The organism is Mesorhizobium yinganensis, from assembly GCF_040081985.1.
GTDB classification, from domain to species: domain Bacteria; phylum Pseudomonadota; class Alphaproteobacteria; order Rhizobiales; family Rhizobiaceae; genus Kumtagia; species Kumtagia yinganensis.
Genome location: NZ_JBEBMH010000020.1, coordinates 45,051 through 71,053, shown reverse-complemented (window position 1 = coordinate 71,053; position 26,003 = coordinate 45,051). Strand labels below are relative to the sequence as shown.

At 60.2% G+C, this 26,003-nt stretch carries 29 protein-coding genes and 1 pseudogene; 16 read left to right on the top strand and 14 right to left on the bottom strand.

Annotated elements, in window-relative coordinates:
• Positions 1-86: 86 nt before the first annotated feature.
• Entirely contained in the window at positions 87-944 is an 858-nt protein-coding gene (locus ABMA59_RS26825) for a transglutaminase family protein (protein WP_349008444.1), read from the top strand.
• Positions 945-975: 31 nt separating this feature from the next.
• Here ABMA59_RS26825 and nhaA read toward each other — a convergent pair whose 3' ends face one another.
• The 3 genes from nhaA to ABMA59_RS26810 all read right to left on the bottom strand — a co-directional run bounded on the left by nhaA (position 976) and on the right by ABMA59_RS26810 (position 3,428).
• The gene (nhaA, locus tag ABMA59_RS26820; RefSeq protein ID WP_349008443.1) at positions 976-2,295 is read right to left on the bottom strand and encodes a Na+/H+ antiporter NhaA; all 1,320 of its coding nucleotides are present in this window, start codon (positions 2,293-2,295) and stop codon (positions 976-978) included.
• 313 nt (positions 2,296-2,608) lie between these two features.
• Positions 2,609-3,007, bottom strand: a complete 399-nt coding sequence (locus ABMA59_RS26815; RefSeq protein ID WP_349008442.1) for a hypothetical protein — start codon at positions 3,005-3,007, stop codon at positions 2,609-2,611.
• Between the two features lie 211 nt (positions 3,008-3,218).
• Positions 3,219-3,428, bottom strand: a complete 210-nt coding sequence (locus ABMA59_RS26810) for a cold-shock protein (protein ID WP_349008441.1) — start codon at positions 3,426-3,428, stop codon at positions 3,219-3,221.
• Between the two features lie 392 nt (positions 3,429-3,820).
• Between ABMA59_RS26810 and ABMA59_RS26805 the strand changes: the two genes are divergently transcribed.
• The gene (locus ABMA59_RS26805) at positions 3,821-5,632 is read left to right on the top strand and encodes a PAS domain S-box protein (RefSeq protein WP_349008440.1); all 1,812 of its coding nucleotides are present in this window, start codon (positions 3,821-3,823) and stop codon (positions 5,630-5,632) included.
• On the opposite strand, the gene ABMA59_RS26800 is transcribed toward ABMA59_RS26805, so the two are convergent.
• Positions 5,629-5,838 carry a hypothetical protein gene (locus ABMA59_RS26800; RefSeq protein WP_349008439.1) on the bottom strand — a complete coding sequence of 70 codons (210 nt, stop codon included), beginning with the start codon at positions 5,836-5,838 and terminating at the stop codon, positions 5,629-5,631. The genes ABMA59_RS26805 and ABMA59_RS26800 overlap by 4 nt on opposite strands.
• Before the next feature lie 626 nt (positions 5,839-6,464).
• Here ABMA59_RS26800 and ABMA59_RS26795 point away from each other — a divergent pair.
• From ABMA59_RS26795 to ABMA59_RS26775, 5 genes are all read left to right on the top strand, one after another.
• Entirely contained in the window at positions 6,465-6,728 is a 264-nt protein-coding gene (locus tag ABMA59_RS26795; RefSeq protein ID WP_349008438.1) for a hypothetical protein, read from the top strand.
• The gene (locus tag ABMA59_RS26790) at positions 6,725-7,027 is read left to right on the top strand and encodes a hypothetical protein (RefSeq protein WP_349008437.1); all 303 of its coding nucleotides are present in this window, start codon (positions 6,725-6,727) and stop codon (positions 7,025-7,027) included. The genes ABMA59_RS26795 and ABMA59_RS26790 overlap by 4 nt, the downstream gene beginning before the upstream one ends.
• Before the next feature lie 172 nt (positions 7,028-7,199).
• The gene (locus ABMA59_RS26785) at positions 7,200-7,442 is read left to right on the top strand and encodes a hypothetical protein (protein WP_349008436.1); all 243 of its coding nucleotides are present in this window, start codon (positions 7,200-7,202) and stop codon (positions 7,440-7,442) included.
• A complete protein-coding gene (locus tag ABMA59_RS26780) occupies positions 7,439-7,768 on the top strand; it encodes a hypothetical protein (protein ID WP_349008435.1) in 330 nt (109 codons plus the stop codon). The genes ABMA59_RS26785 and ABMA59_RS26780 overlap by 4 nt, the downstream gene beginning before the upstream one ends.
• Complete coding sequence (locus ABMA59_RS26775; protein ID WP_349008434.1) at positions 7,765-8,040, top strand: DUF1488 family protein; 276 nt, start codon at positions 7,765-7,767, stop codon at positions 8,038-8,040. Before ABMA59_RS26780 ends, ABMA59_RS26775 begins: the two co-directional genes overlap by 4 nt.
• Before the next feature lie 1,030 nt (positions 8,041-9,070).
• Here ABMA59_RS26775 and ABMA59_RS26765 read toward each other — a convergent pair.
• The 4 genes from ABMA59_RS26765 to ABMA59_RS26745 all read right to left on the bottom strand — a co-directional run bounded on the left by ABMA59_RS26765 (position 9,071) and on the right by ABMA59_RS26745 (position 12,060).
• Entirely contained in the window at positions 9,071-10,120 is a 1,050-nt protein-coding gene (locus tag ABMA59_RS26765) for an AI-2E family transporter (RefSeq protein ID WP_349008433.1), read from the bottom strand.
• A 170-nt stretch (positions 10,121-10,290) separates the two neighbouring features.
• Positions 10,291-11,148, bottom strand: coding sequence for a transglutaminase-like domain-containing protein (locus ABMA59_RS26760; RefSeq protein ID WP_425475989.1), 858 nt, complete (start codon positions 11,146-11,148; stop codon positions 10,291-10,293).
• A 426-nt stretch (positions 11,149-11,574) separates the two neighbouring features.
• Positions 11,575-11,826 (bottom strand): hypothetical protein, encoded by a 252-nt coding sequence (locus ABMA59_RS26750; RefSeq protein ID WP_349008430.1) that lies wholly within the window; start codon positions 11,824-11,826, stop codon positions 11,575-11,577.
• A gap of 48 nt (positions 11,827-11,874) precedes the next feature.
• Positions 11,875-12,060 (bottom strand): hypothetical protein, encoded by a 186-nt coding sequence (locus tag ABMA59_RS26745; RefSeq protein WP_349008429.1) that lies wholly within the window; start codon positions 12,058-12,060, stop codon positions 11,875-11,877.
• A 998-nt stretch (positions 12,061-13,058) separates the two neighbouring features.
• Between ABMA59_RS26745 and ABMA59_RS26740 the strand changes: the two genes are divergently transcribed.
• From ABMA59_RS26740 to ABMA59_RS26720, 5 genes and pseudogenes are all read left to right on the top strand, one after another.
• A complete protein-coding gene (locus ABMA59_RS26740) occupies positions 13,059-14,111 on the top strand; it encodes a sensor histidine kinase (RefSeq protein ID WP_349008428.1) in 1,053 nt (350 codons plus the stop codon).
• Positions 14,112-14,556: 445 nt separating this feature from the next.
• The gene (locus ABMA59_RS26735; protein ID WP_349008427.1) at positions 14,557-16,329 is read left to right on the top strand and encodes an SLC13 family permease; all 1,773 of its coding nucleotides are present in this window, start codon (positions 14,557-14,559) and stop codon (positions 16,327-16,329) included.
• A 95-nt stretch (positions 16,330-16,424) separates the two neighbouring features.
• A pseudogene (locus tag ABMA59_RS26730) lies at positions 16,425-17,248 on the top strand (IS3 family transposase); the annotation flags it as partial.
• Between the two features lie 188 nt (positions 17,249-17,436).
• On the top strand, positions 17,437-17,589 hold the full coding sequence (locus tag ABMA59_RS26725; RefSeq protein ID WP_349008426.1) for a hypothetical protein: 153 nt from the start codon (positions 17,437-17,439) through the stop codon (positions 17,587-17,589).
• Positions 17,590-18,089: 500 nt separating this feature from the next.
• Positions 18,090-19,442: a tyrosine-type recombinase/integrase gene (locus ABMA59_RS26720; RefSeq protein WP_349008425.1), complete on the top strand. Its 1,353-nt coding sequence runs from the start codon at positions 18,090-18,092 to the stop codon at positions 19,440-19,442.
• A 273-nt stretch (positions 19,443-19,715) separates the two neighbouring features.
• Here the strand turns inward: ABMA59_RS26720 and ABMA59_RS26715 are convergent, their stop codons facing one another.
• From ABMA59_RS26715 to ABMA59_RS26700, 4 genes are all read right to left on the bottom strand, one after another.
• A complete protein-coding gene (locus ABMA59_RS26715) occupies positions 19,716-20,000 on the bottom strand; it encodes a DUF982 domain-containing protein (RefSeq protein ID WP_349008424.1) in 285 nt (94 codons plus the stop codon).
• A 20-nt stretch (positions 20,001-20,020) separates the two neighbouring features.
• Positions 20,021-20,863, bottom strand: coding sequence for an NADH dehydrogenase ubiquinone Fe-S protein 4 (locus tag ABMA59_RS26710; protein ID WP_349008423.1), 843 nt, complete (start codon positions 20,861-20,863; stop codon positions 20,021-20,023).
• A 77-nt stretch (positions 20,864-20,940) separates the two neighbouring features.
• Complete coding sequence (locus tag ABMA59_RS26705) at positions 20,941-21,459, bottom strand: Hsp20/alpha crystallin family protein (protein ID WP_349008422.1); 519 nt, start codon at positions 21,457-21,459, stop codon at positions 20,941-20,943.
• A gap of 101 nt (positions 21,460-21,560) precedes the next feature.
• Positions 21,561-22,040 (bottom strand): Hsp20 family protein, encoded by a 480-nt coding sequence (locus ABMA59_RS26700; RefSeq protein ID WP_349008421.1) that lies wholly within the window; start codon positions 22,038-22,040, stop codon positions 21,561-21,563.
• A gap of 226 nt (positions 22,041-22,266) precedes the next feature.
• On the opposite strand from ABMA59_RS26700, the gene ABMA59_RS26695 reads away from it, so the two are divergent.
• Both ABMA59_RS26695 and ABMA59_RS26690 read left to right on the top strand, forming a co-directional pair.
• Complete coding sequence (locus tag ABMA59_RS26695) at positions 22,267-22,497, top strand: hypothetical protein (protein WP_349008420.1); 231 nt, start codon at positions 22,267-22,269, stop codon at positions 22,495-22,497.
• 112 nt (positions 22,498-22,609) lie between these two features.
• Positions 22,610-22,930: a DUF982 domain-containing protein gene (locus ABMA59_RS26690; protein ID WP_349008419.1), complete on the top strand. Its 321-nt coding sequence runs from the start codon at positions 22,610-22,612 to the stop codon at positions 22,928-22,930.
• On the opposite strand, the gene ABMA59_RS26685 is transcribed toward ABMA59_RS26690, so the two are convergent.
• Positions 22,924-23,202: an usg protein gene (locus ABMA59_RS26685; protein ID WP_349008418.1), complete on the bottom strand. Its 279-nt coding sequence runs from the start codon at positions 23,200-23,202 to the stop codon at positions 22,924-22,926. The two genes, ABMA59_RS26690 and ABMA59_RS26685, sit on opposite strands and share 7 nt — an antisense overlap.
• Positions 23,203-23,228: 26 nt before the next feature.
• Positions 23,229-23,576, bottom strand: a complete 348-nt coding sequence (locus ABMA59_RS26680) for a hypothetical protein (protein WP_349008417.1) — start codon at positions 23,574-23,576, stop codon at positions 23,229-23,231.
• A 345-nt stretch (positions 23,577-23,921) separates the two neighbouring features.
• Between ABMA59_RS26680 and ABMA59_RS26675 the strand changes: the two genes are divergently transcribed.
• Together ABMA59_RS26675 and groL are read left to right on the top strand one after the other, a co-directional pair.
• Entirely contained in the window at positions 23,922-24,236 is a 315-nt protein-coding gene (locus tag ABMA59_RS26675; RefSeq protein WP_349008416.1) for a co-chaperone GroES, read from the top strand.
• A gap of 61 nt (positions 24,237-24,297) precedes the next feature.
• A complete protein-coding gene (gene groL / locus ABMA59_RS26670) occupies positions 24,298-25,929 on the top strand; it encodes a chaperonin GroEL (RefSeq protein WP_349008415.1) in 1,632 nt (543 codons plus the stop codon).
• Positions 25,930-26,003: the final 74 nt, after the last annotated feature.

Below are 26,003 nucleotides of genomic sequence, written 5' to 3'. Positions count from 1 at the left end.
GTAGCGGAGGCACTGCAACCCGATGGCGCGACGATGATTAGAGCACAGGCAGCATCCAACCGCCAAAGGAAGCTCTCAGGTCAGATATGAAACTGTCGATCCACCACACGACGAGATACCGTTATGCGCGCCCGGTGATCCTCCAGCCGCACCGACTGACGCTGCGCCCGCGCAGCAGTCATGACATGGCGGTCCTTGCAAGTTCGATCTCCTGCTCCCCAGCTGCGCAGATGGAGTGGACGCAAGATGTGTTCGGCAACCTGATCGCCACGGCAACATTCGCCGAGGCCACAGATCAGCTCATCATTGTAAGCGAGTTGCACCTAGACCAGTCAGCCGCAGCATGGCCGGTCTTCCGAACCGATCCAGCCGTACATTCCTTCCCGTTCACCTACTCGCCTGACGACGCGGCTGCTCTGGGCGCGCTGTCCGTTCCCGACTATCCCGATCCGCAGGGCGAACTAGCGAACTGGGCGCGCGCCTTTGTTCGAGGCGAGCAAACCGACACGCTTTCACTGCTCAAGGATCTGAACGCGGGGGTGCTCGGAGCGATCTCCTACCGCGTGCGCGATGAGGAGGGGACACAGGCGCCGCGCGAGACACTGGCACTGGGGAGCGGCTCCTGCCGCGACATCGCCGCGCTGTTCATTGATGCTGCGCGCCGTCTGGGCTTCGGTGCCCGTGCGGTCTCCGGCTATCTGTTCGATCCGCAAGCCCTTGCCGGTGATCCGGGCTCGACCCATGCTTGGGCGGAAGTCTATCTCCCTGGTGCCGGCTGGATAGCTTTTGACCCTACTCACCGGCGCGTCGGCGGAGACAATTTGATTCCCGTGGCCGTCGCCCGCAGCAACCGCCAGATCATGCCTGTGATTGGCGGCTACCTGGGCGCTCCGGACGATTTCTCCGGCATGGATGTCAGCGTGGAAATTCTGGCGGAGGAGTAGATCGTCGCCGATGGGCTAGCGACATTACAGATCATTCGGACAGGTTTTGACGCTTAGCCAGCCAGGCCAGAGCGAGGAAACCGGCCGCGGCCGACGCCACCGATGCTGCGAGGATGCCGAGTTTCGCGGAAGTGAGCAGGGACGGCTCGAACGCCAGTTCGGCGATGAAGAGAGCCATGGTGAATCCAATGCCCGTCAAGAGGCTCCCGCCCACCAGAAGGCTCCATGGTAGGTCAGTCGGGCGGACGCCCACGCGTATCCTCACGGCCGCGAAGGCGAACAGCACAATGCCGACCGGCTTGCCGACGAAGAAGGCGGCGAAGATCGACGTTGCCAACATGGCGTCGAACTCGTCTGCGCCTATCGCGACACCAGCATTTGCCAATGCAAACAGCGGCATGATCGTGAACGCTACCCAAGGGTGGAGCAACATCTCCAGCCGCTCTATGGGAGACAAGGCTTCGCGCGCGGCGACTCCCGCACGGCGCAAATCACGGCGTGCAGGTGTGTTGCCGCTCCATTGAGCCCCCGGGGGATGGGCCGTCACGCGATTGAAGATCGCCTGGAGGCGTGTGTCGCTGACCCAGCTCCGGGCCGGGGTCATCAAGCCCAGGATCACTCCTGACAGCGTGGCATGTATTCCGGAAGCGTCAACAGCGATCCAGATCAGGCCGCCCATGGCGAAATAGACAGCCATGCTGCGGATACCAAGGCGCGCCACGCCGGCCACAGAGACAATTCCGAGTGCCGCCAAGCCAAGCGCAACCCAGTTCACAGCATCGCCATAGGCAACCGCGACCACCAGAATCGCGCCGACATCGTCGAAGATGGCAAGCGACAGGAGGAACAAGCGCAGGCTGTGCGGAAGTCTGCTTCCAAGGACGGCAAGACAACCTATGACAAACGCGGTGTCCGTCGACATGACAGTCCCCCAGCCGCTTGCGCCCGGATTTTTGCCCACGAGCAGAATAAACAATCCAGCGGGTACGATCATGCCACCCAAGGCGGCAACCAGGGGCAATGCTGCCATTCTCAGATGTCGCAGCTCGCCGAGAACAAGCTCGCGTTTGAGTTCCAGCGCAACGACGAAAAAGAAGAGGGTCATAAGACCGTCGTTGATCCAGTGTTTCAGCGTCCGGTCATATTCGATCCCGCCAATGCTGAAGCCGGCCTTTATCTCCCAGAACCCCAAAACTTCCGACGACCAGATGGAGTTTGAGAGAACCAGCGCAATGATCGTGCAAAGAAGCAGGGCAGCGCCAGACAATGCCTCGATACGCAGGAACCGTGCAAACGGCTTCGTGAAGATATCAGCGGACTCGTTCGGAAGCTGCTCAATGCTGTCTTTCATATCACTATCCGTAGAGTTGCCGCCTGAAGCCTGCGTCAGGTGCCACGAGCTAGGGCATTCAGACAGCTCGTGCCTGCTCGGCGAGTAGTGACTGGTGGCCTTGTAGGGCTATAAAATCGCCGCCAGTCCCCTAACGCGGCGGCTTCTCGCGCCGGGACCCCGCGACGGCACAAAAGGTGCTAGCTTCATCTACCACGGTCAACGCGAGGGAGGCGAACGCGAAACGTGGTATTCACGATGTGAAACCAGGCCGGTTAGGCGGAGACCCCACTGACTATATATTGCGGTTGCCGCAGCCCGCCGCAAACCTGACTCAAACCAGCTTCTCGTCTCGCCTGAACTTGGCAAGAAACGAGCGCCACTTCCGCTTGGCGGCGCCGTCTCGCAATTTCAGGATGCGGGGCGCCATGAAATGCACGACCGCCATCCCGCTGCTACGACGCTCGGCTTCGGCAGCCGAGAGCTGCTCATAGCGAGCATCGTCCATCAACGCCGCATCCTCGCCTTCGAACACCCTGAGTTCCATCGCGCTGCGATCAAACCGTTGGACACAGGCATCGAACTCCACGCGAGCGTTGTCGTCCAGCCGAAGCGTCTGCAACTCCTCGGGGGATAGCTTACCCAGGGTAGAAGGGCGGGGCTTCGACGCGCGACGCGGAGACTTCTTGCCCTGCGGCGCAGAAGATCCTGTCTGGTAGAGGGCATCAGTCATGTTTGCTTCCCGCTTTAGTCATGAACAAGCTCTCCTGAAGGGAACGGCAATTCCATGCCCTTCAGCCGAGAAGCTCATGAAGATGGTTTCGTGACTTGCTTTCGCGAGTGCTGCAAAAACTAAGAGGCCGGGCGATCGCCCGGCCTCTCGATGAGCAGCTTTTCAGGGCGCCAGTACATCCGTGGTCGCCGCCGGAAAGCCATGAAGACATTCAGGCAGCCTGAAGCTGCTCCGCCGCCATTTTGCCCGACTTGGTGTCGCGCACCATCTCGTAGCCGATCTTCTGGCCTTCAACGATGCTCGCCATTCCAGCGCGCTCTACCGCAGAGATGTGGACGAACACGTCCGTGCCGCCGTTGTCAGGCTGAATGAAGCCGAAGCCCTTGGTGGAATTGAACCATTTTACTGTGCCGGTGGTCATGATGAACCCTTTCCTCAGCAATATTTAACTCTCCCGCTGCGAATGCAGCGCGAGTAGAAATCGATATTTCGGAGAGGAAAATCGTAGACCAGCGCCGGAGCGCGAATGACAATATTCGAACTTCAAAAGTCGACTAGGCTGTATAGCTCAAACGATTATTAATGTCCAGCATTTTAATTCCTTGGCTACGAAGTGGCTCCCATGGCGCGCCGGAGCGTTCTGCCTATGCACGCCACGAGGCGGAAAACGATAGGCGGCAGAGAAAAAGGTGACGGCAGCATCTCCCAGGACAGGAGTACGAATCTTTTGGCAGCACGGAACGAAACCACAATCGGCGCGTTTCATGAGGTTGGCCCAACGGGGTTGATCAAGCCCCAAGGGACATTCGCCATATGGTTCGAGATACACCGTCTGCGGTAAGCGCTGCCGACATCGACGGCACGCACTTGGATCCGCAGCCGGAGGTGGATTTTCGCGACTTCTTCGATAATGGCCCCGTAGCTCTTCACGTCGTGGGACCGGACGGTACGATCCTGCATGCCAACAAAGCGGAACTTCATCTGCTAGGGTATTCTCGCGAGGACTACGTCGGCCGTCACATTGCGGATTTCCACGTGGACCAGGACGCCGTTGACGGCATTCTGGAGCGGCTAGGTCGGGGAGAAAGCGTCGAGGCGGTGCCTGCGCGGCTCAGGGCACACGACGGATCGATCAAGAGCGTCGAGGTCACGTCCAGTCCACACCTGCTCGATGGGAAATTTGCTCATAGCAGATGCTTTTCGTTCGATGTCACGGAGCTCAACCGTACCAAAGCCGAACTCGACGTGAAGGATCAGAACTTCCGGCAGATCTTGGACAGCCTACCAGTCGCGGTTTACACAACGGATCGCGCCGGGAATGTCACCTACTACAATCAGGCCGCTGTCGATTTCGCCGGTCGCAGGCCGGAGATCGGGAAGGACAAGTGGTGTGTTACCCACGGGCTGCTCAGTTCAGAAGGGCAGCCGCTTCCCCACGACGAATGCCCGATGGCAACTTCACTGCGCGAGAACCGGCCGGTGAGAAACGTCGAAGCGCTCGCGCAGCGCCCCGACGGAACGCTCGTCCCGTTCCTTCCCTTCCCGACTCCCTTGCGGGACGGGGATGGCAGCGTTGTTGGCGGCGTCAATACTCTGGTGGACCTCAGCGAGGTCAGGCGGATGGATGCGGCTGCCCATCACTTGTCAGCGATCGTCGAGTCGTCCTTCGACGCGATCGTCAGCAAGAATTTGGATGGCGTGATCACCAGCTGGAATGCTGCCGCGGAGAGGCTTTTTGGCTACTCGTCCGAGGAAGCGGTGGGCAAGTCGGTGACCATGCTGATACCCGCGGACCAACAAGGCGAAGAGCCGCGGATCCTGGAGCGCATCCGAAGGGGCGAGCGTGTCGACAGCTTCGAGACTATCCGCCGGCGCAAGGACGGAAAGCTGATCCCGGTGTCGCTCACCGTCTCCCCTGTTCGTAGTGCGTCAGGCCGGATCGTCGGTGCCTCAAAAATCGCCCGTGATGTTTCCGCTGCAAAAGAGAGCGAGCATCGAATCCGGGCGCTGATGCGTGAAGTCAACCACCGCGTGAAGAACCAGTACGCGGTCATCCTGTCGATGGTGCGTGAGACGAACAAGCGTTCGAAAAGCGCCGACGCATTCGAGCGCCTTGTTCGCGAACGCATCATGGCCTTGGCCCGTTCGCATGACCTCCTCGTGGCGGCCGATTGGAAAGGAGCGACGATTGCCGAGCTGCTCCTGGCTCAGATTAGAGCCTTCACCGTTGGAGATCGGGTATCCACGTCGGGACCTTCCGTGGTGCTCAGCCCAACCGCCGTCCAGCACCTTGGAATGGCATTCCATGAACTCGGCACGAATTCCATCAAGTACGGCGTGCTCTCAGGCACGCAGGGGACCATCGCCGTCTCGTGGGAGGTCATCGAAATCCAGGACCGCGCGTTTCTAAGACTGATCTGGAACGAGCAAGACGGCCCCAGGGTCCAGAACATTGCGACGGAGGCGGGTTTTGGCAGCGTCGTTCTGAGGAGAGTGGCACCTCAGGCGTTGAGTGGCTCGGGCGAGCTGCTGTTCGGATCGAACGGCCTCACCTGGATCTTGGAGGCACCGCTTGATAGCGTTGGAGGCGCAAGCTCATTTCGCGTGGAAGAAGCGCGCGACTAAAGAAGTCGATTGTCCTCGACTGTCTGCCGCGCCCTGCGCAAGGCGCCATCCGTGTCGGACTTCCGGTGACCGGCCGCCGCCTTCCTGCGGATCTGGTCGAAACGGTTCTCCTCCTGCGGAGGCTCTGTCGGCGTCGCTTCACGCCGTACCTCCGCCTCTTTGGCGTTGTTTCCAGCCGTGGAGGTCTTCTTTGAGAACACGATCATGGTGTAGCTCCGTGGTTGAAGGATAAGGTCCGGCCAAGTGGTGACTTGCTAGGCAGCAAGTACGGTGAACCAACCTTGCGCACGGCGCCGTCGGCCGTGGTGCGTCCGGGCGTTGTCGCCAGCCAGCGGCTCGACGAACTGCCGCTTCTGCAAGCTGTAGGAAGGGCGGTCACTTTAGATACATAGCGACTGTGGCATTCGAATGATAGGAGTGCCATAGTTATTTCGAGCTCCCAGAAATATTGCGCAACGTGTCCATCGAGCAAAATCGCATCGCAAATCAATTTACCCAGCTTTTCGCCGAGATTGTTTCCGAGCGTTTAATTTTCCGCGCACGCAATGAGCAAATAAAAATGCAGATCGCCTTGCAGGGAGGCCGATCTCAGCCCATATATGAAACTCGTTGATTTGGCCGATTTGGCTTCGCGGTGTCAGAGACTACGACCCGCCATTCACCACCGAATTCTCGATAGCGAATGTGTCAAGCGCCGACCCGGCGCGCATGTCGCCCTGTTCGAACCTCGGAATGAACCCGCCGCTGACCACGGATGTACTGGCAGCACGCAAGTTCGTTCCGGTTCGAATGGGATCATGCGGGAGGCGCTTGTCCTGCGGAGGTATGGCCCATGACAACGCGTACTACGCAGACTGTGGTCCGGTTCTCCGCACCCTTCATGCTGCGCGGCTTCGACGCTGCACAGCCTGCTGGCGACTATCGTGTCGACCAGGATGAGGAATTGCTGGAGGTATCCTCCCGCCTCGCTTGGAGACGTGTAGGCGCCTTTATTCACCTGCCAGCCATCGGCATTGATGGCCACACACATCAGATGGCGCGGATCGATCCTGCTGATCTCGACGCCGCACTCGAAAAGGATCACCAGCAGTCATGATATCGACGAGTTCCATCCGGTCAACAGCCCGCCCCGCCCGCCACGAGTCTCCTGCCCATCTCTTCACGATCGGGCAGACTGTCCGGTTGAGAGGCGGATTTGGAAGGCTGACTCCACATGCAGAAATCTACCGCATCACCGGCACGTTGCCGCCACGGGGAGATTCGCTTCAGTATCGCATCCGCAACGATGACGAGCGTCATGAGCGGGTAACGACGCAAGACAGCCTCGAGCTGGTCGACATATCGCAATCCGGCAGCGGCGCAACGCTCATCGAAAGGACGTTCGGACATGGCTAAGGGTCAGAAACGAAGCAATCGCGAGATCAGAAAGCCGAAACAGGAGAAGGCCCCACCAAAGCCTGAAAGCAGCTTCGGGAGCCAGATCAAGGTTGCCGCAAACGCCAACGCGTCACAAGGTAAAGGCAAGCACTGAGGCAGTGCTGCTTCGGCTGAAAGAACAAGTAGCGCCATGAAATTCGTCATCGAGTTCTACCGCACCCGGGATGCAGATGACGCCCACGCCGTGGTCGGCCGAGAGACGATAGAAGCCGACGATATCGCCAACGCCATTGAGATTGCGCGTCTGCTTTCACAGACGCTCGACATGCCTCAACGGCCCGATGCAGTCGCGATCACCAACCTATACGGCGCGGCGCTGTTTTCCGGCATACTTGATGTCGACGTGACCACTGGAGAAAGGCCACGATCATGAACCGATACATAGAAAAAATCGAACGGCAGCGGCACGACAACGCGATCAGCGTCTGGGACAATGAAGGCGGTGCATCCGCTCGCGCGCCGGGCGACGAACAGTATGGCCGTCGCATCGAAGGCGACCGGTCCTGGACAATCTACAATGTCTTCACCGGCGTACCAGCCAACAGGGAGGGAGAGGAAATGATCGGCCTTAGCCGTTCGGACGCGACCGATGGCATGCTGTCGCTCAATCGGCGGAATGATGTGCGACGCAAAGAGCAAGCGAACGGACGCTTGCTTGCGCCGCTGCCAGTTGTAACGGTAGGGGCAGGTCAACGATGACTCTTGAATTCCTGAACCCCAGCCGCAGCTTCGACGAAGTGCGCAACGCAATTCGCTTTATCGGGCACGACGGCATGTTCGAAGTGCCATTCTTTGTCGAAGTGGAGGCGCTCGCCAAGTCCTCTGCTGGATTGCGCAGAATGGAGCTATCGGAGGAAATGTATCTCTCGACCTTCGATGCGGCGCGCAGTTCGATCCACGACGTCGCCCGCGAGGCCTACTCCCATCGCCGCCAAACCTCCTATACGCTGACGGCTGCCGATTTCCGGTAGACTTCGCTGGATGCACGACGTGCGCCGGCATGACCGCGGCCTTGGAAGTGGAATAGAGGCCTGCCCGGCGTGTGACGGCATCTAGATGAGCATGGCCACTGGCAGAGCGCTGAGGCCGTGGAAGCAGGCTCCGTACGGATGGATTTGGCGCCGTATCGAATCAGGCGAGCCAGGTCCAGGATCGTGCCCCGAGGCCGAGCCTTTCTGCATCCGATCACTGGATCCTCGCGTGGCCCAAGCGGGGCAGTGGTGCCTCAGCTTGGCTACAGTGGAGCGCATGTCCGCAAGCGAGGCGGCGACTGAAGACCCCGCCGCCCGCGATCGCGCGTCAGTGCCTGTTCCAGCCGTCCCGTGCGCCGCACCATCGGCGCAAGCACGTCCTCGGCGAACCGTTCAGCGAACAACTGCTGGCGGCAAAGCACCGCCTCGCACTGAAAGCGCCGCACGGTCACGTGCAGCCGGACGCGGTCGCCAGAAAGAGGCAGGTCGGCAGGGCCGTCGGCAATACCGGCTACGCACCCTGCGCGAGATCGTCCCGCAACTCGGACATCGACCGTCCTCCCGGTTCGACCGAACCCACAGGCTGAGTTGATCACCTTCCCCGAGCCATCGCTCGAGAACGAGCCCTTTCGCCACCAGCTGACATGATCGAAGCGTTTGATTCATCGCGCTGATTCCTCCTAGAACTCAGCGCAAAACTCCCACCACCTGGATCAAAAAATTGAGTCAACTTTTCACGCCGCTTCACAGTCAGCGCCTGGAGATGACCGGCCGCGCCGCTATAATCTTTGACGGCCGTGTTCCGGGCCTGTAACGCGGCGAGCCGCGCGATTTTGTCAGAGATTTTCGCAATCGGGCTGTCCCTGTTGTGGCGCCGGAATTGGACGACGGTCTTTCCAACGCACCTAGAGCATATCGTTGCTGCCATGCACCATGGCAAGGAAGACAGCCGCACGGCTGCCGAGGGACGCGCCGGTTCGCCGCTTCCTCGTATAGCGATAGGCATCTCACTCATCCTTTCGGCGCGTGCCTACGCTTCTCTGTCGGACGCCTGCCATTCAAGGAACAGGCTGTAACCAACCGCCAAGAGTACGGGGCCTAGGAACACACCTATGAAGCCGAACGCCAAAATGCCGCCCAGGAATCCGAAGAAACTGAGCAGTACGGGCAAGCTGTTGGCTTGCGTGAGAAGATACGGCCTCAAGAAGTTGTCGATGCTGCTCACCAGCAGCAAACCCCAACCCGCAACGAAGATGCTCCAGCCGACCTCGCCCTGAAAGAACAACCATAGTGCGACACCCCCCCAGACCAGGGGAGGAGCGGCGGGCACGAAGGATAAGAGGAATGTGAGGAAGCCGAGCAGTAGGGCCTGGGGCACACCTGCGATCCAGAACCCAAGCCCCGCCAGCAGTCCTTGCGCAATCGCCGTCCCGATCACACCGTAAACCACCCCGGTAACTGTTGAGCCGGCAACTAAGAGCAGACGTCGTGCGCGAGTGCCACCGATCCGCTCGGAACTGCCGCGCACGGAAGCTGCCATTTGGCGGCCGTACCGATAAAAGAAGAACGCGATGAACACGCTCAGTGCCAGTTCGAGGAGTCCGACGCCCAGAACCGCACCGCTGGCCACCGCGATGTCGGTCGCAGGACGTATCAGCTTCGTCAGCTCGACGAGGAAGGCGGGCGCATTGTAGGCCAGGCCCTGCCAGTAAAGTGCTAGGCGCTCACCTAGGAACGGGATTTCGGCCACCCAGGCGGGCGGCGCAGGTGGGCCTTGTTCAAGCAGGTTGTTCACGGCCTGGGCCACGGTCGCCACACTATCGGCCAGTGTTGCCACCAAGATGGCAAACGGCGCCACAACAACAGCTGCTACAATCAGGGTCATGAGAAGCGCGGCCGGCGTCATCCTTCCTCCTAGAAGTCGCTCCAACCAAGTGTAGATTGGCCAGGTGGAGAAGCAGAGCACCGCCGCCCAGATCAATGCGGAGAGGAATGGCCAGAGCACCACAATGCAGCCAATGCCTAAAAGCAAAAGTGCGCCAATTCCCAAAATCTGCTCGATTGATCTGTCAAACAACATGCGCCGTGCAGCCCTTATCCGTCCTTGGCAGGGGCAAAATCCTTCCGAAGAACGCGGCCCTTGAACCTACCAAGCTACACGGCGCACCCGCCATGCTCTCGGTCTTCGACGGCTAACTGAGCCGTTGGTTAGATGACGCGATCAGTGATAGCCCGCGCCGAGATCTGTGACTATCTCTCCCGCGCGACATGTGCGGTCACGTCCATGGCAATGAAATCCTCCGGCAGGCCGACATAGCCCCCGATGATCGGCATGATCTGTCGATTGCTGCGAGCCACCGCTATCGGAACGAGATTAGCGTTCCCCACTCGGCGGTGTGTCGGGTCGAAGGCGATCCACCCCGAACCAGGGAGATAAATTTCGGCCCACGCATGAGTCGCGCCCTGAGTACCCGGAGATGCGTGGGGGTCGAAGAGGTAGCCTGAGACTGCTCGAGCCCCGAGGCCGAGATGACGAACAGCCTCGATGAAGAGCGCGGCGATGTCGCGACAGGAGCCACTGGCAAGCGAAAGTGTCTCGAGTGGCGTCTGCGTACCCTCCTCGTCGCGAGTCCGGTAAGCCACTGCATCGAGCATGCCGGCATTGATATCCTTCAGCAGAGACAACGTATCTGTCGACGCGCCGCGAATGAAGCTCCGCGCCCACGCTCTCAGTCTGTCTTCCGGGTCCGCGTGTTCAAAGACAACGAGGGTGCCAAGGGCGGCGAGGTCGTCGGGTGAGTATTCGAACGGAAACGAATGTACTTCTGGTGCGATCCGGAAAATCGGCCATTCCGTTGCCGATTGCCGGACAGCCAGATCATTGATTATCTCGAGTTCGGCCGTGGGATGCGAGAACGTCGCAGTCGCGATCAGATTGCCGAAAACATCTTGTGTCCAGTCCAACTCCGCCTTGGCGAGCAGCTGAGCGAACTCGCCAGCACCACGATGTCGTGGCTGCCGCGTGGCCTGAGCATGATACGGTGGGGCTGGAGCACGACGGGACGTGAGTAGCGATACGTCGTCTTGTGATAGGACTGTCAGCTTCATCGATGCGGTCCCATCACCGTGTGCTTCGCTTATTGAACTCTTTCACATAGGCAACGTCGTGACGATGCCTCCGGACCCGTCTGAGGATGAAGCCGCCACAGAAGGCGACAACACTCCCAGTGACAAGGAAAGTGGGGTGATCCGGAAAACCGAAGCCGTAGAAGCGACCGATGATCCAGAGAGACGCTCCGAGCAGAACCACGGCGATGAGGCCGTAGAGCAGAGACGACCCCTGAGGCGTTGGTGCATATTTTTCGGCGGCGTTCCGGGAATATGCGGCGCTGTTTGCTCATAAAATTCCCTTACCTGTGGAGCTGACATCCAAAATGCGGTGGCACTCAAAGTTCGCTCGGCATTTCTTCTGCAGAGCGAAACTGATCAGGGATTCGCGGTGCATCGAGAGGCTTTGATGGGATCCAGCCTTCGCTAGTGAATCGTCCCGTTGTCGTTCGCGGGATGGAGGAGGTTTAGGACCTCCATGATCTCCTCGGCATCGTTCATCTGCATCTCTGTGGTCAGTCGGTCGCCAATCTCGGCAGGTTTGTCGGTAAACGTGTCGAATACCGTCCATGTCCCGTTGTCTTCGATCCGCAAGGCGTAGCGGATCTCCCGAGGCTTGGAACCGTGCATGACAACACCTTGGGCTGGTTTTGGCCGACTGGCGAGTCTTGCTACCACCTGCGTTCCTGGCGGAGTGCCTTCTTGACGCTGTTTTGATCTCCGCCATCATCCGGGCGATTTAGCGTCACGGTGCAGAATGAGCTGATTCCAGTCCGGTCCGTGTTCTATGATGAGATGCAGCTCGGAAATCTCCTCGAAATAGTGTTCGAGACTTTGCGAGCCTTCCTCCGTTCGATAATCGATCACGGCCTTCCACCGTTTGTCGGCAAACAAAGTAACGACTTCACTCATCGGTATCTCATCGCTCCACATTCCCGGGCGCGCGACCGAGCCAGATCAAATATTGCCGTCTTCCCGATCTCACGCTTCCGCCGCGTGCCGTTCGCGTCGTTATCGGTCCGCTGCAAGGTCTCCATCCGAGGGGCTTTCCCAATTGCTCCGCCTTCATTATCCCAGCGTTCAAGCGCTTTCCGCTTCGCACGAGCCGAGCCAGTTCGCGTTTCGTAACCAACATCGAAGCCAGCATTTGCGGCAACTCCGGATATCGCGTCCTCCAGATCGGCATCCGAGATATCCAGCTCAGGAAACATCGTTCAGATTGCGCCCAGAGCCTCTGTTCCGGCAAACGGCGCCGCTTCATTCTGACAATGGTGCAGGAAGGTAGCGATGGCTGCACGAACGTGCGCCGGAATGGCGCGCTTTATTGGCATAAGAGCGCTACCAGGTCATTCCATTGCCGACGAGATACACAAGGTAGCCGAGGATAGCTATTGTGCCGAACAGCAGGAGCCAAGACGAGGGCTGCTCGTTCATGCGCTGAATGAATTTCATCTGAGTGCTTTCTGCGCTAATAGCGCGTCCCGCCGGATTACACACGGAAAGGTGGGGACATCTAACCAACACGTGTGGCAGCAAAAGGTTCCGCCCATGGGAGCAAGGCTTGGCGCAGACGACGTGGCAGTGCAACTCGCCGTTTGTTGACCCTGGTCGATGTTGGAACAGACCGCCACCGCTGCTTCGCAACCGGAGCGGCGGTTCTATTGTCCGCTCAGTCAGTTGCCGTTCCGCACCCTCGTGCGGGAACGTCATGCGCGCCTGGGTCGCTCCAGACTTCCGCGCGGTGGCGCGAGGGTTTTTCCGACATCGATCTGCTCGCGCAGGATTTAGTATGGTGTTGGCATGCGCGGGGCGTGATAGGGTGTATTCGTCGAACTCGTCTTTCCGGCTCGGCGGCGTTCCTGCCGAGTGATGGCTCACGCCGTGAGTCTCCGGCCCTTGAGGGCCTCTTCATGTCAAAGGCACCGACTGTGCATTTCGAGGCGGCGAGCACGCTTGCCGTTGTGGTATCGTCGAACGAACCGCTGCTCTTCCTTTCCGACGACCAGAGGGTCATAGCAGCGAGCGCATCGTTCTGCCGAGCCTTCGAAATCGACCCAGCGACAGTTCCCGGTAGACGCCTCAGCGAACTTGGCAACGGCGAATGGGCGATGCCCAAGCTTGCGTCGCTTCTGAGGGCTACCGCTTCAGGAAGCGCGCAGGTCGAAGCCTACGAGATCGACCTCAGGCGGCCAAAGCAGAAGACACGGAACCTGGTCGTCAACGCTCACACGCTCGACGACGGCGACATGGATCACATTCGCCTTCTGCTGGCCGTGACCGACGTGACGGACGCGCGGGCGGAGGCTCGCCTGAAAGATGATCTCGTTCGCGACAAGGCGATCCTGCTGCAGGAGGTCCAGCATCGGGTGGCAAACAGCCTCCAGATCATTGCCAGCGTTCTCATGCAGAGCGCGCGTCGGGTTCAGTCGGACGAAGCGCGCGGGCATCTCCACAACGCCCATCACCGCGTCATGTCGATTGCAGCCCTGCAGAAGCAACTCTCGACGTCCAACGGCGGCAACGTCGAACTTCGTACCTATTTGACTCAGCTTTGCCAAAGTCTTGGCGCGTCTATGATAGCGGATCCTGATCGGCTCTCGATTCAGGTGACGGTCGACAACAGCGCAGTGGAAGCGGACGTTTCCGTCAGCTTGGGGCTTATCGTGACCGAGCTTGTCATCAACGCCCTCAAGCACGCCTTCCCCGATGAGCGAACAGGCACCATTGTGATCGACTATCGGTCGTCCGGCAATGACTGGGCCCTTTCGGTTACCGACAACGGCATCGGCATCCCTGCGGGGAGTGATGCACCAAAGGCGGGTCTAGGGACAGGCATTGTGGAGGCTCTTGTAAAGAATCTGCAGGCTGAGATTCAGCAACGCGATGCAGATCCCGGCACCGCCGTCACGATCAAACACCAGGAAAGCGCCGGCGTCCGAACCGACAGTTCTACGGTCGCGTAGGAACAATTGCCTCCGAATATCTACACCTTGGCATGGAAACGCCGCCCTTACCCGAGTGAGCCATGCATGCGTCGGCGCCGTGCCTGTGCGGACGAAAGTATCACGTCTGGACTCCCACCTCGCTCCTTGGTGCCCTATGCTCAAGATCAAGGTGAACGCAGTCGGTCGCAATGCGTGCTAGCCGGATCAACGCCGCAGCCGGTAAAATCTCCCTTGGATAACCGATCGAACAAACCTTGAGGATCAGCTCGCTTGTCCTGCTCGCGATACCCTTGCTTTCTTGTTCTCTGGCCCTTCCTGTCAGCCCATTTGTGTGCAGCAGTGATAGCCTTCTCCACTTGGCCTCTTTACACGTGGTTCGAGCGTGCTTCGGGTGACCGGCTTGCATTGCGGTCGCGATGATGCTGGCGGCACCGTTCGCGATCACGCTCATGAATACTAGGTCATGACGCAAGCTCAGATCTTCGCTTTTGCAGTCCTGTCGGGGATGATGGTCCTTTTTATCTGGGGTCGGCTTCGATACGATCTCGTCGCCGTGCTTGCTCTTCTGACTGCGGTGTTTGCCGGCATTGTGCCTCATAAGGCTGCCTTCTCCGGGTTCGGCGATGACATCGTGATCATCGTCGCGAGTGCGCTGGTGGTCAGTGCGGCGGTCGAACGCTCTGGGATTATAGGAGCCACACTCCACAGAATTTCGCCCAAGATCACCTCGGTTCAGGGGCAGATAGTGGTTCTGGTGACGACGGTCACCGTCCTCTCCGCGTTCGTCAAAAACATCGGCGCGCTTGCGATGATGATCCCAGTGGCGTTTCAGATGGCGAGGCGCTCAAACGCATCGCCTTCCTGGTTCCTCATGCCAATGGCATTCGGTTCGCTGCTTGGAGGCCTGATCACTCTCGTTGGTACGTCGCCTAACATTATCGTCTCGCGCATGCGCGAGGAACTGACCGGTCAACCTTTCGGGATATTCGATTTCACGCCGGTAGGGCTCGGCATCGCCGTCGCTGGTGTGGCCTTTCTAGTATTCGGCTATCGGCTGCTACCTGGCGGTCGCAAGCCGGCCGCAACGATGGACGAGGCGATCGATCTGAAGGACTACATGACGGAAGCCCGCGTCTTGGCGACTTCGTCGGTGGTCGGCCAGACCACCAGTGACCTGTCGAAGCTGTGCGACTACGAGATCCTGGTGACCGGCGTTATACGCCATGGACCAGAGCGTCTCAGCCTGCTGCCCGACGCCGTTCTCGTCGAGGGCGACATTGTGCTGCTCGAAGGCGACCCTGAAGCGCTCGAACGCGCAGTCGGCCGAGCCGGCCTCGAACTGGAAGGAGAGGGCCGAGTCACCGGAGGCGGCGGTGCGGGAGAAGTTGTCGGAATAGAGGCTGTAATTGGGGCAACTTCCATCCTGGTCGGACAGACTGCCAAGCGCATGGCTCTGCACGAGCGCTTCAACATTAACCTGCTTGCAGTCAGCCGCAGCGGCGAGCGGTTCACTGAGCGTCTGCGGGACATCACCCTGCAACCGGGCGATGTTCTCGTGCTAAAGGGCGACCTTGGAAGGTTTCCCGACAAGTTGAAGGAACTCGGCATTCTGCCGTTGGCCGAGCGCGAAATCCGGTTGGGGAATGTACGCCAGGGCATGCTTCCTGTGGCGATTCTCTGTGGTGCCATGGCGCTTGCAGCATCAGGCATGCTGCCGGTCGCAACGGCCTTCTTTACCGCTGCGGTATTGACGGTTCTCTTCGGGGCGCTGTCGCTCCGCGAGGCTTACGAAGCTATCGATTGGCCCATTCTGGTGATGCTCGGAGCGCTGCTTCCGGTCAGCGAATCGATCAGAACGACTGGCGGTGCCGATCTCATCGCCGGATGGGTCTATCAATTCGCCGGCACCTTGCCGTCCTACGGTTCGCTCGCGTTGATGATGGTAGCGACAATGGCGGTAACCCCGTTTCTGAACAATGCAGCGACCGTACTTGTGATGGCGCCCATTGCGGCTACCTTTGCCGGGCAGATCGGCTCCAGGCCCGATGCGTTTCTTATGGCGGTATCTGTGGGTGCGGCTTGCGACTTTCTTACCCCGGTCGGTCACCAGTGCAACACGCTGGTCATGGGACCGGGAGGATACCGGTTCGGTGACTACTGGAAGTTGGGGCTGCCCCTCTCGTTCATCGTGGTCTTGCTTGGCGTGCCGCTCATCGTCCTAGTGTGGCCGCTCTAATTTAGCCGGGAAAGCCGCTGGCAGTCTGTTGCATTCGACGACAAATTCTTCGCTTGGCACGACGGACTCCGGCAGCAGGTAGAGCGGCAGGCTGCAAGGCGGGCATCTCCGACGCGACGTTCTACAACTGGAAGAAGCGCTACGGCGCCTGACGCCGTCCGAGGTCAAGCGCATGCGCCAGCTGGAGGACGAGAACAGCCGGCTGAAGAAGATCGTCGCCGACCTGACGCTCGACAAGGCCATGCTGCAGGATTTCGTCCGCCGAAAGCTATGAGGCCTGCCCGTCGGCGGCGGCTTGTGGATGAGGTCCGGGCGGATTGGAAGGTGTCGATCCGCCGGGCCCGTGCGACGTTCCGGATCGATACGTCGCTCTATCACTACAAGTCGAAGCACGGCGAGCAGGCCGACCTAAAAGCCAGGATCAGGGAGATCACCCAGACGCGGGTGCGTTATGGCTACCGGCGCGTGCATGTCCTGCTGCGTCGCGAGGGCTGGGTGGTCAATCCGAAGCGGATCTATCGCCTTTACAAGGAGATGGGCCTGCAGCTGCGGAACAAGACGCCGAAGCGCCGGGTGAAGGCGAAGCTGCGAGAGGACCGGACCGATGCGACCCAGGGCAATCAGGTGTGGGCGATGGACTTCGTCCATGACCAATTGGCCACGGGCCGCAAGATCCGTGTGCTCGCCGTCTCGACACCTTCTCGCGTTTCTCGCCGGTGGTCGATCCAAGGTTCAGCTACCGCGGCGAGGATGTGGTCAAGACCCTGGAGCTGGCATGCAAGACGGTCGGCTATCCGACCGCGATCAGGGTCGACCAGGGTTCCGAGTTCATCTCCCGCGACTCGATCTGTGGGCATACCAGAAGGGTGTCGAGCTCGACTTCTCGCGGCCGGGCAAGCCCACGGACAACGCATTCATGATCGTGATCGTGTTCCCGATCGCTGTGGCAGGGTTCGCCTGGGCGCCGCCGAGCGCTCTGGTCATCGCCGCCATCGCCGCATGCTACGGCGCCGCCAACGGCATTATCACGATCGTGCGTGGATTCATGCTGCCAGAGATGATCAGCCGGGATCCACCGGCGCGATCAATGGAGCGCTCGTCGCACCGATGAACGCAACCTTGGCGGTCGCTCCGCTGGCGGCCGCGTGGATCTGGTCGGCAACGGGCGGCTACGATGCGGTGCTGATCGCCATCGGCATCGGAGCGATCGTCCTATGCGTCGGCTTCTGGACCGCAGCGGCGATAAGTCGCCCGCGGTGAGATCGTTGACGCAGCTCGGCGGCCCGAAGTTCGCACATAACGCGCAGGCCCTTACTGACCAGACAAGCTGACTGCTGCCTTCGTGGGCAACGCTCCACCTTCATTTTGATGCTCACCCGCCGGAAAGTGCCGTTTTCGCACCGTTCTGCCGAAAATCCGCAGAGTGTGGCGATATGATACTAATTAAACTCGGGTTCCCAATGCTTACGCCGCTCAACCCTGAGGACTTCAGGTAACTAACTTGTATGGCTAACTACTTGAAACACAATCAGGAATTGGCGCACCCGGTTGGACTCGAACCAACGGCCTCTGCCTTCGGAGAATGGATAATCGGTTCCGCCGAAACTATCCAATTCTATCCGATTGCGCGCTATGCCACTGAAATCACAAAACAAAATTGATCTCAAAAAACGTCGAGGCTACGACAGGGCGGCCGAAATCCTACCCTGCCGTGCTTACGCTTTGCTTACGCGCGGAATCCCTCAAGGAGATGCCCACGCATGGCGAAGCTGACCAAACGCACCGTCGATAGCACAGAAATCAGAACCTCGGACTATGTCCTCTGGGATGACGAACTACCCGGGTTTGGGCTGCGCGTCTTCGCCTCGGGGAAGCGGAGCTACGTCGTTCAATACCGTGCTGCTGGCCGATCCCGTCGGTTCACGATAGGCCTGCACGGGGTGTGGACCCCGGAAGAGGCCAGGCGCGAGGCAAAGGTGTTGCTCGGCAAGGTCGCCAGAGGCGGCAACCCTGCCGAGGAACGCAAGCTTGATCGCGAGGCGATCACCGTCAAGGAACTCTGCACCCGCTATCTCGAAGATCTTGGGAACGGCCTTGTGCTCGGCAAGCGAGGACGGCCGAAGAAGGCCACGACGATCTCCACCGACGTGGGGCGCATCGAGCGCCACATTGTTCCTCTGCTCGGCAATCGGCGGGTGCGGGATTTGGCCAAGTCCGACATCACCCAGGCCATGAAGGACATCATGGCGGGCAAGACCCGCGCGAACGTCAAGACCGACAAGCTGCGCGGGCGTGCGATCGTGCGCGGTGGAGCCGGTACGGCGGCGCGAACCATCGGTCTCTTCGGCGGCATCCTCAGCTATGCCGTTGAACTCGGCATCATAGAACAGAATCCCGTGCATGGAGTTCGCAAGCCCAAAGACCAGGTCAACGCCCGCCGCCTCAGCGAGCAAGAGTATCGCACGCTTGGCGACATTCTGCGGAACGCGGTCGAGGACGGGCAGTACAGGACCACCGCAGAAATAATCCGGGTGATCGCTCTGACGGGTTGCCGCCGCAGCGAAGTCATCGGTCTGCAATACGGTGAAGTCGACATCGACGGTAGTTGCCTGCGCCTGACTGACAGCAAGGAGGGAGCGTCAGTACGTCCTATTGGCCTGCCGGTCCTGGAATATCTCGAGGCGCGCCGCGAGGATGAGCAGGATGCTGAAGACTACGTCTTTCCCGGCTGGGAGGATGGCACCCCATTTGGTAGCTTCCCCAGGCAGTGGACCAAGCTGCTCAAGAATTCCGACCTGGCCGGCATCACGCCGCATGTTCTCCGGCACAGCTTCGCTAGCATCGGCAATGATCTTGGGTTCACCGAGGCTACGATCGCTGCCTTGGTCGGGCATTCGCGAGGGACGATAACGAGCCGCTACATCCACACGGTGGACACCGCGCTTATCATGGCGGCCGACAGCATCGCTGGTTACATACAGGGTCTGCTCGATGGCGTCGCTTTCACTCACACCGCCTATGCGCTTGATCGAAATTCCAGGAAATCAGCGCTGATGAATTTTCTGGGAACGCCGACTCCGAGACAAGCGAATGCCGAACCACCGGCAGCATAGTCGATCGTCCGCTCCGCCCACATTCGGTCATTCAGGTCAGATGACGGTGCTCCCGAAACCGCACATGACAAAACGAAAATACCGTCGAGGACAAAATTGGAAGCGTCCATTTTGGGTACGAGATAGCCACCGACCCACTCCGTTAGCGCAATTCAGATGGCGGCGAGGCCAAGCGATCTAAGCTCGGCTGGTACAAAGTTGCGTAAAGATGTCTCGCATCCGCTGACGAGGGGGTGACCTATTGGCCACCGCCTCGATGTCGCCCCGCGCAAGTCAGATGTGCCACAGTTGCCCAGCGGTCGTGACCGGAGGCATCGCGCCATCTTCAACCAGGATATCCTTCTTCCTGGCGAACTGCACGAGGATGCCGCGCGCAGTCTCGGCATCGATGTCGCCGGCCAATGCGGCTTTGCAGGCCCGGATCGCCGCCCTCTGCTCGGGACTGTTGCCGCACCAGTCCGTGAGGAACCGAAAGGCGTCGACAACCGAGTTCAACTGCCGCGGGAAGCCAAGTCCGACCCATACGCGAACGGGCTTTTCGAAGGGTTGAGAAAGCATCGTTTCCTCCTTCCGAACGATCAGGCGGCGACACCGCCGGTCTCGCCCGCTTTTGCGATGGCCATCCAGGGCATCGGCGTGACGACATCCTCAAGGATATTTACCGAGCGGGCAAAGCCGGCAATTGCATCCCGCGCGATTTTCAACGGTATCAGGCCGTCAAAGGCCCGGCAGCATGCACGTCGCGCGGTTTCGTAAATCACACCGCGGCGGTGCTCGGGCCACGCGTCGAGAAAGTCGAAGGCATCGTCAAGGCAGGCGATCTCCTGAATGAGACCCTCCGCGGCTCTCACGAATACAGGACTGTCGAACGTTCTCGCGCTCATCGAAACCTCCAATGTTCGAACGATTTCAGGTGGTTGAGAAATGGCCGCCCCTGCAATCGGCAGCGACCTGGCAAAAATATGTGAAGGCGGATTTCCAGCGTCAAGGCCAATGAAGGTGTGCATCGAGCTTCCACGCCGCCCAAGCCTCTCGTCGTTGTCGGTCAACCTGTCGCCAACCTGCTCGACGGGCATCCGGACGACATAGTTCAGGCCTTGACGCTCGGCGTAGCCGACGGCCGATTCCAGTGTCGGAAAGCTCAGTTCGACTTGTGTCAGCGTATCGCGGCCGCAGGTGTAGCCCATCAGCGGTTCGATGAAGGGCGCGGTGCGGTGCTCGAACGTCAGCCGCCAGGTAGATCTGGTCCTCGCAGAAGTCGTGACGGATCGGCCGGGCCGGTAAATCCGCGCCACCGTGCCTTCCGGGAAGACCGATCGGCCGAACGACAAGGCCCGGAAAGAAGCTGGCCGGTTGTCATTGCCCGGCCGAGCAGGGGTCATTCTTTCATAAAGCGCTTTGTTCTCGTGCAGCGTCTCCATCGTTCATACCTCCCTGAAGAAGGCGAAGGTCAGGCCGGAGGCCGGTCGTGGACCCGCCTCCGGCTGGTTCGGTCAGATCAGTTCCTGCCGTTGATGGCGATGCGCTTGGCTTTCGCCTGCGCACGCTCGGTTTTGGGCAGGGCGACGGTCAGCACGCCGTTCTTGAAATCGGCGCTGACCTTGTCGTCCTCGACTTCGTAGCCGAGCGGGATGCGGCGCTCGAAGCGGCCGTAGAAGCGCTCCGTGAACTGACGGTCCTTGTCCTCGGTCTCGGACCTCTTCTCACCCTTCAGCGTCAGCACGCCATCTTCCAGCAGGACCTCGATGTCCTTCTCCTCGAGGCCGGGGACCTCGGCCGTAACGCGGATTTCCTTCTCCCCGTCGGAGACTTCCACGTTCGGCCAGCCTCCGCCGCCGAAAGAGGAGAACCTGCCAAGGGCGGGAAGACGGCTGTCGAAGCCGCGGAAGGCGTCGTCGAACAGCCGGTTCACCTCGCGATGCAGCGACAGGAACGGGTCACGATCTTCGTCGCGGAAGACGCTCGGAAGCTGGTTTCCGTTGTTGCGGCCCCAAGGGATCAGATCACGTACGCTCATTGGTTTTCTCCTTTCATGTCTTCATGGTGTGCCTTTCAGCAAAGCTCCGCCGGGAGCCGGACGCGAACGTCCGGCTCTTGGGAGCATCATCGTGGATAGCTTCAGGCGGCCTGCTTTTCGGCCTCGATCTTGCGCTGTGCGACCTTCGGCGTGGCCGCGACGCTGCCGATCTCGATCCGGCGCGGCTTCATCTCTTCGGGAATCTCGCGTTTGAGATCGATCGTCAGGAGGCCGTTCTCCAACCCAGCGCCAGTGACCTTCACGTGGTCGGCCAACTGGAAGCGGCGTTCGAACGCGCGACCGGCGATGCCACGATGCAGATACTCGGCCCTGTCTTCGTCTTTCTTCGCGCCAGTCACCAGAAGCATGTTCTGCTCCTGCGTCATCGACAGCTCGTCCTGGCTGAAGCCGGCCACCGCCATGGTAATGCGGTAGTCGTCCTCGCCGGTCCTGGCGATGTCATAAGGGGGCCAGTTGTCGATCGTCGTTGTCGCCCGGCTCGCGTTCTCGAGAAGGTCGAAGACTCGATCGAAGCCGACGCTCGACCTATAGAGCGGGGAAAAGTCGAATGCTGTTCTCATAGCCATATCCTCCATTGAGCAACATGGGTACGAGGAGCGCCAAGAAGCCGGCGCTCCCTGACCATGCCGGTCCTGTTCAGCGACCGGCGCCACTGACCTAGGAATCGTTTTTTCGAGCGTCAAGACCCCTTACGCAACCAAATTGTCGTCGGAACGTCGATCAGACATTCGACGTTTCCAAACCTCACGTGCTCGGAACGAGTCGCAAATACTGGGAGGCTGGACGATGGCGATTACGCGAGGCGAGATCGTGTCCATCCTTGGGCCGGTCGACGACGAAGTCGTCGCAGAGTTGATGGGAACCGGAGCATCGGTCGAGGAACTTAGAGAGGCATGGGCTTGGCTCCATAACGACGAGGCGCTGATGGGTGCGGGGCGCCCGCTGCCTGGAACCCGAGTGGGCAGGTTGATCGAAATGCTGGAGCCGGACGAGGACGAGACGTCGCGCACCGTCTGAGCCGGCGCATCTTGAACTCGGGCCGCAAGCTGCCACCTCGTTTTGTCGGAAAGGAGCGCTCGCCCTTCAGGTAGCTTCTTCAAAAAGACGATCAGAATTGCTGGAGGAAGTGATGAACGACGTCGCGTTTTCGGAACCCGTCATCCTGCATTTGCCCGGCATCGGCGACCGCAAGGTCGCGACCAGCTTCGAAGCGATCGAATGCCTTCAGAACGAATGGCCGCAATGGGCCAGAGGCAGAAGCTGGCGCAACGCGCAGTCGGCCTGTCGCGACGCGCTCGACGGATGGTGTGGCGCGAAGCCGGCACGGCGAAGTTTCGTCAAGGCCGCCGATCGGGCGGGGCTGTTGCCAAGCCTGCGGCGGTCGAGCGCGCCAGCTTGGCATCGGCCGGCATCCGGCGAGGCAAGCGTGTCGGCCGCCGGTGCTCAGTGAATCGCGATGATGCCGTCCACCGCCTTCCACTCGGACGGCTTGATCAGGCGATGGTGGGCGACGCGCACCGAGTGCAGCGCGCCCTCCAGCGTTTCCTTCCAGTAGTCGAGGAAGCCGCGGAGTTCGGGAAAGTCGGGCGCGAGATCATATTCCTGCCAGACATAAAGCTGCAGCAGGCTGGGATGATCGGGCATGCGGTAGTGAATCTCTGCGGTAGTCAGTCCATAGCCCTCCATTTGCATCCGGAACTCCCGGCTCACGCTCGCTGCCATTCTCAACCTTTCCTCTTGCTCGCTGCCTAGGCATCCAGCCGCTGCCGTTCGGCTCGGCGGCTAACCTCGTTTCGGTGTTCAGTCGCCGAACCCGGGCCGTCCAGTCGCCGCAACGCGTCCATGATGGCGTCGAACGAGACCGGCTGCCGGGCGCCCGGCGGGTGCCGCAGCGCCGGCATGGCTTCGACCGCGCACGCGTCCGAAGCCCACGAAGAGAGGATCGCCCGCTTTTCGTTCAGGTCGAGCGTGCGGTCGCCCAGCACGTCGTCGGGATGGTCGAAATGGCGTTCCGGCGACAGCAGCCGGTCGAGCGCGAGGTCATTGGCTTCGGGTGCCAGTGACGGGATGATCATCGAAAAGTCGGTTCGGCCCATCGATTTCCTCCTTCCGTGTTGCCGTTCCAAAAGCTCCGTTTTGATCTCAATTCGAGACGCCGTGCATGGCGCATGGCGGTTTTCGGATTTTGCTCGACCACGGGAAAATTTCAAGTCCCGCCCCATAGACCGAATGGCAAATAGCTGCATGTTTTCATGGTGCTAGCACTCGGCAGGATCGAGTGCCAAAAAATTTCGTGATGCCTCTTGAAATGCCGAAATCGCAAAACTAGCTCGAAATCCGCGTGATGCCTGACGAAGGGTCGCTGCGCCCCGCACCGGCCCGATATTGCCGATCCGGTGTGGAGGAACCTCAAAATCTGTTTGTCCTTGAAGGAGAACGACATGGCATTCCGTCCATTGCATGACCGTATCCTGGTCCGCCGCATCGAAGCCGACGAGAAGACGGCCGGCGGCATCATCATCCCTGACACCGCGAAGGAGAAACCGCAGGAAGGCGAGGTCATCGGCGTCGGTCCCGGCGCGCGTGACGAGAGCGGCAAGCTCATCGAACTCGATGTGAAGGTCGGCGACCGCATCCTGTTCGGCAAATGGTCCGGCACCGAGATCAAGCTAAACGGCGAGGACCTGCTCATCATGAAGGAAAGCGATGTGATGGGCGTGATCGACCAGAGCGTTGCGTTCAAGAAGGCCGCGTGAACCGGGCCCCAAAGAAACCAACCAGTCAACGAAAGCTGCCTAGATTTGAAGGAGTGATCCAATGGCTGCCAAAGAAGTCAAATTCCACACCGAGGCCCGCGAGAAGATGCTGCGAGGCGTCGACATCCTCGCCAATGCCGTGAAGGTGACGCTCGGCCCTAAGGGCCGAAATGTCGTGATCGACAAGTCGTTCGGTGCCCCGCGCATCACCAAGGACGGCGTCACCGTCGCCAAGGAGATCGAGCTCGAAGACAAGTTCGAGAACATGGGCGCCCAGATGGTGCGTGAAGTGGCATCGAAGACCAACGATCTTGCCGGCGACGGAACCACGACCGCGACCGTCCTCGCGCAGGCGATCGTCAAGGAAGGCGCCAAGGCCGTGGCCTCCGGCATGAACCCGATGGACCTGAAGCGCGGTATCGATAAGGCAGTCGACGCCGTGGTTGCCGAACTCAAGGCCAACGCTCGCAAGGTGACGCAGAACAACGAGATCGCCCAGGTCGGCACGATCTCGGCCAATGGCGACGCTGAGATTGGCCGCTTCCTTGCCGAGGCGATGGAGAAGGTCGGCAACGAGGGCGTGATCACCGTCGAGGAAGCCAAGACCGCCGAGACCGAGCTCGAAGTGGTCGAGGGTATGCAGTTCGACCGCGGCTACCTCTCGCCGTACTTCATCACCAACCAGGACAAGATGCGGGTCGAGCTCGAAGAACCTTATGTTCTGATCCACGAGAAGAAGCTCGGCAATCTGCAGGCCATGCTTCCCGTCCTCGAAGCCGTCGTGCAGTCCGGCAAACCACTGCTGATCATTGCCGAGGATGTCGAGGGCGAGGCGCTGGCGACGCTGGTCGTCAACAAGCTGCGCGGCGGCCTGAAGGTGGCTGCCGTCAAGGCCCCTGGGTTCGGCGACCGCCGCAAGGCCATGCTGGAGGACATCGCTATCCTCACCGGCGGCACCGCTATCTCGGAAGACCTCGGCATCAAGCTGGAGAACGTCACGCTACAGATGCTCGGCCGCGCCAAGAAGGTGGTGATCGAGAAGGAAAATACAACGATCGTCGACGGCGCCGGCTCCAAGGCCGAGATCGAAGGGCGCGTGAAGCAGATCAAGGCGCAGATCGAGGAGACGACCTCGGACTACGACCGCGAGAAGCTGCAGGAGCGGCTGGCGAAACTCGCCGGCGGCGTCGCGGTGATCCGCGTCGGCGGCTCGACCGAGGTCGAGGTCAAGGAGCGCAAGGACCGCGTCGATGACGCGCTGCACGCCACGCGCGCGGCGGTCGAAGAAGGCATCCTTCCTGGTGGCGGCGTCGCCCTTCTGAGGGCTGCGAAGGCGTTGGACAATGTCCAGACCGACAATGCCGACCAGAGGACCGGCGTCGAGATCGTGCGGCGGGCCATCGAGACGCCGGCCCGCCAGATTGCCGAGAACGCGGGAGCGGAAGGCTCCATCATCGTCGGCAAGCTGCGCGAGAAGACCGACTTCGCCTGGGGCTGGAATGCCCAGACCAACGAATTCGGCGATCTTTACAGCCAAGGCGTGATCGATCCCGCCAAGGTCGTGCGTACAGCGTTGCAGGATGCCGCCTCCGTCGCCGGCCTGCTCGTCACCACCGAAGCCATGGTGGCCGAGAAGCCGAAGAAGGAAGCCCCGATCCCGGCCATGCCGGGCGGTGGCGGAATGGACTTCTGAGATCTCGATCAAGACGCCCGCTCCCGGTCCGGGAGCGGGCGTCTGTCACACCGACTTCGGAGAGTGCCCATGAA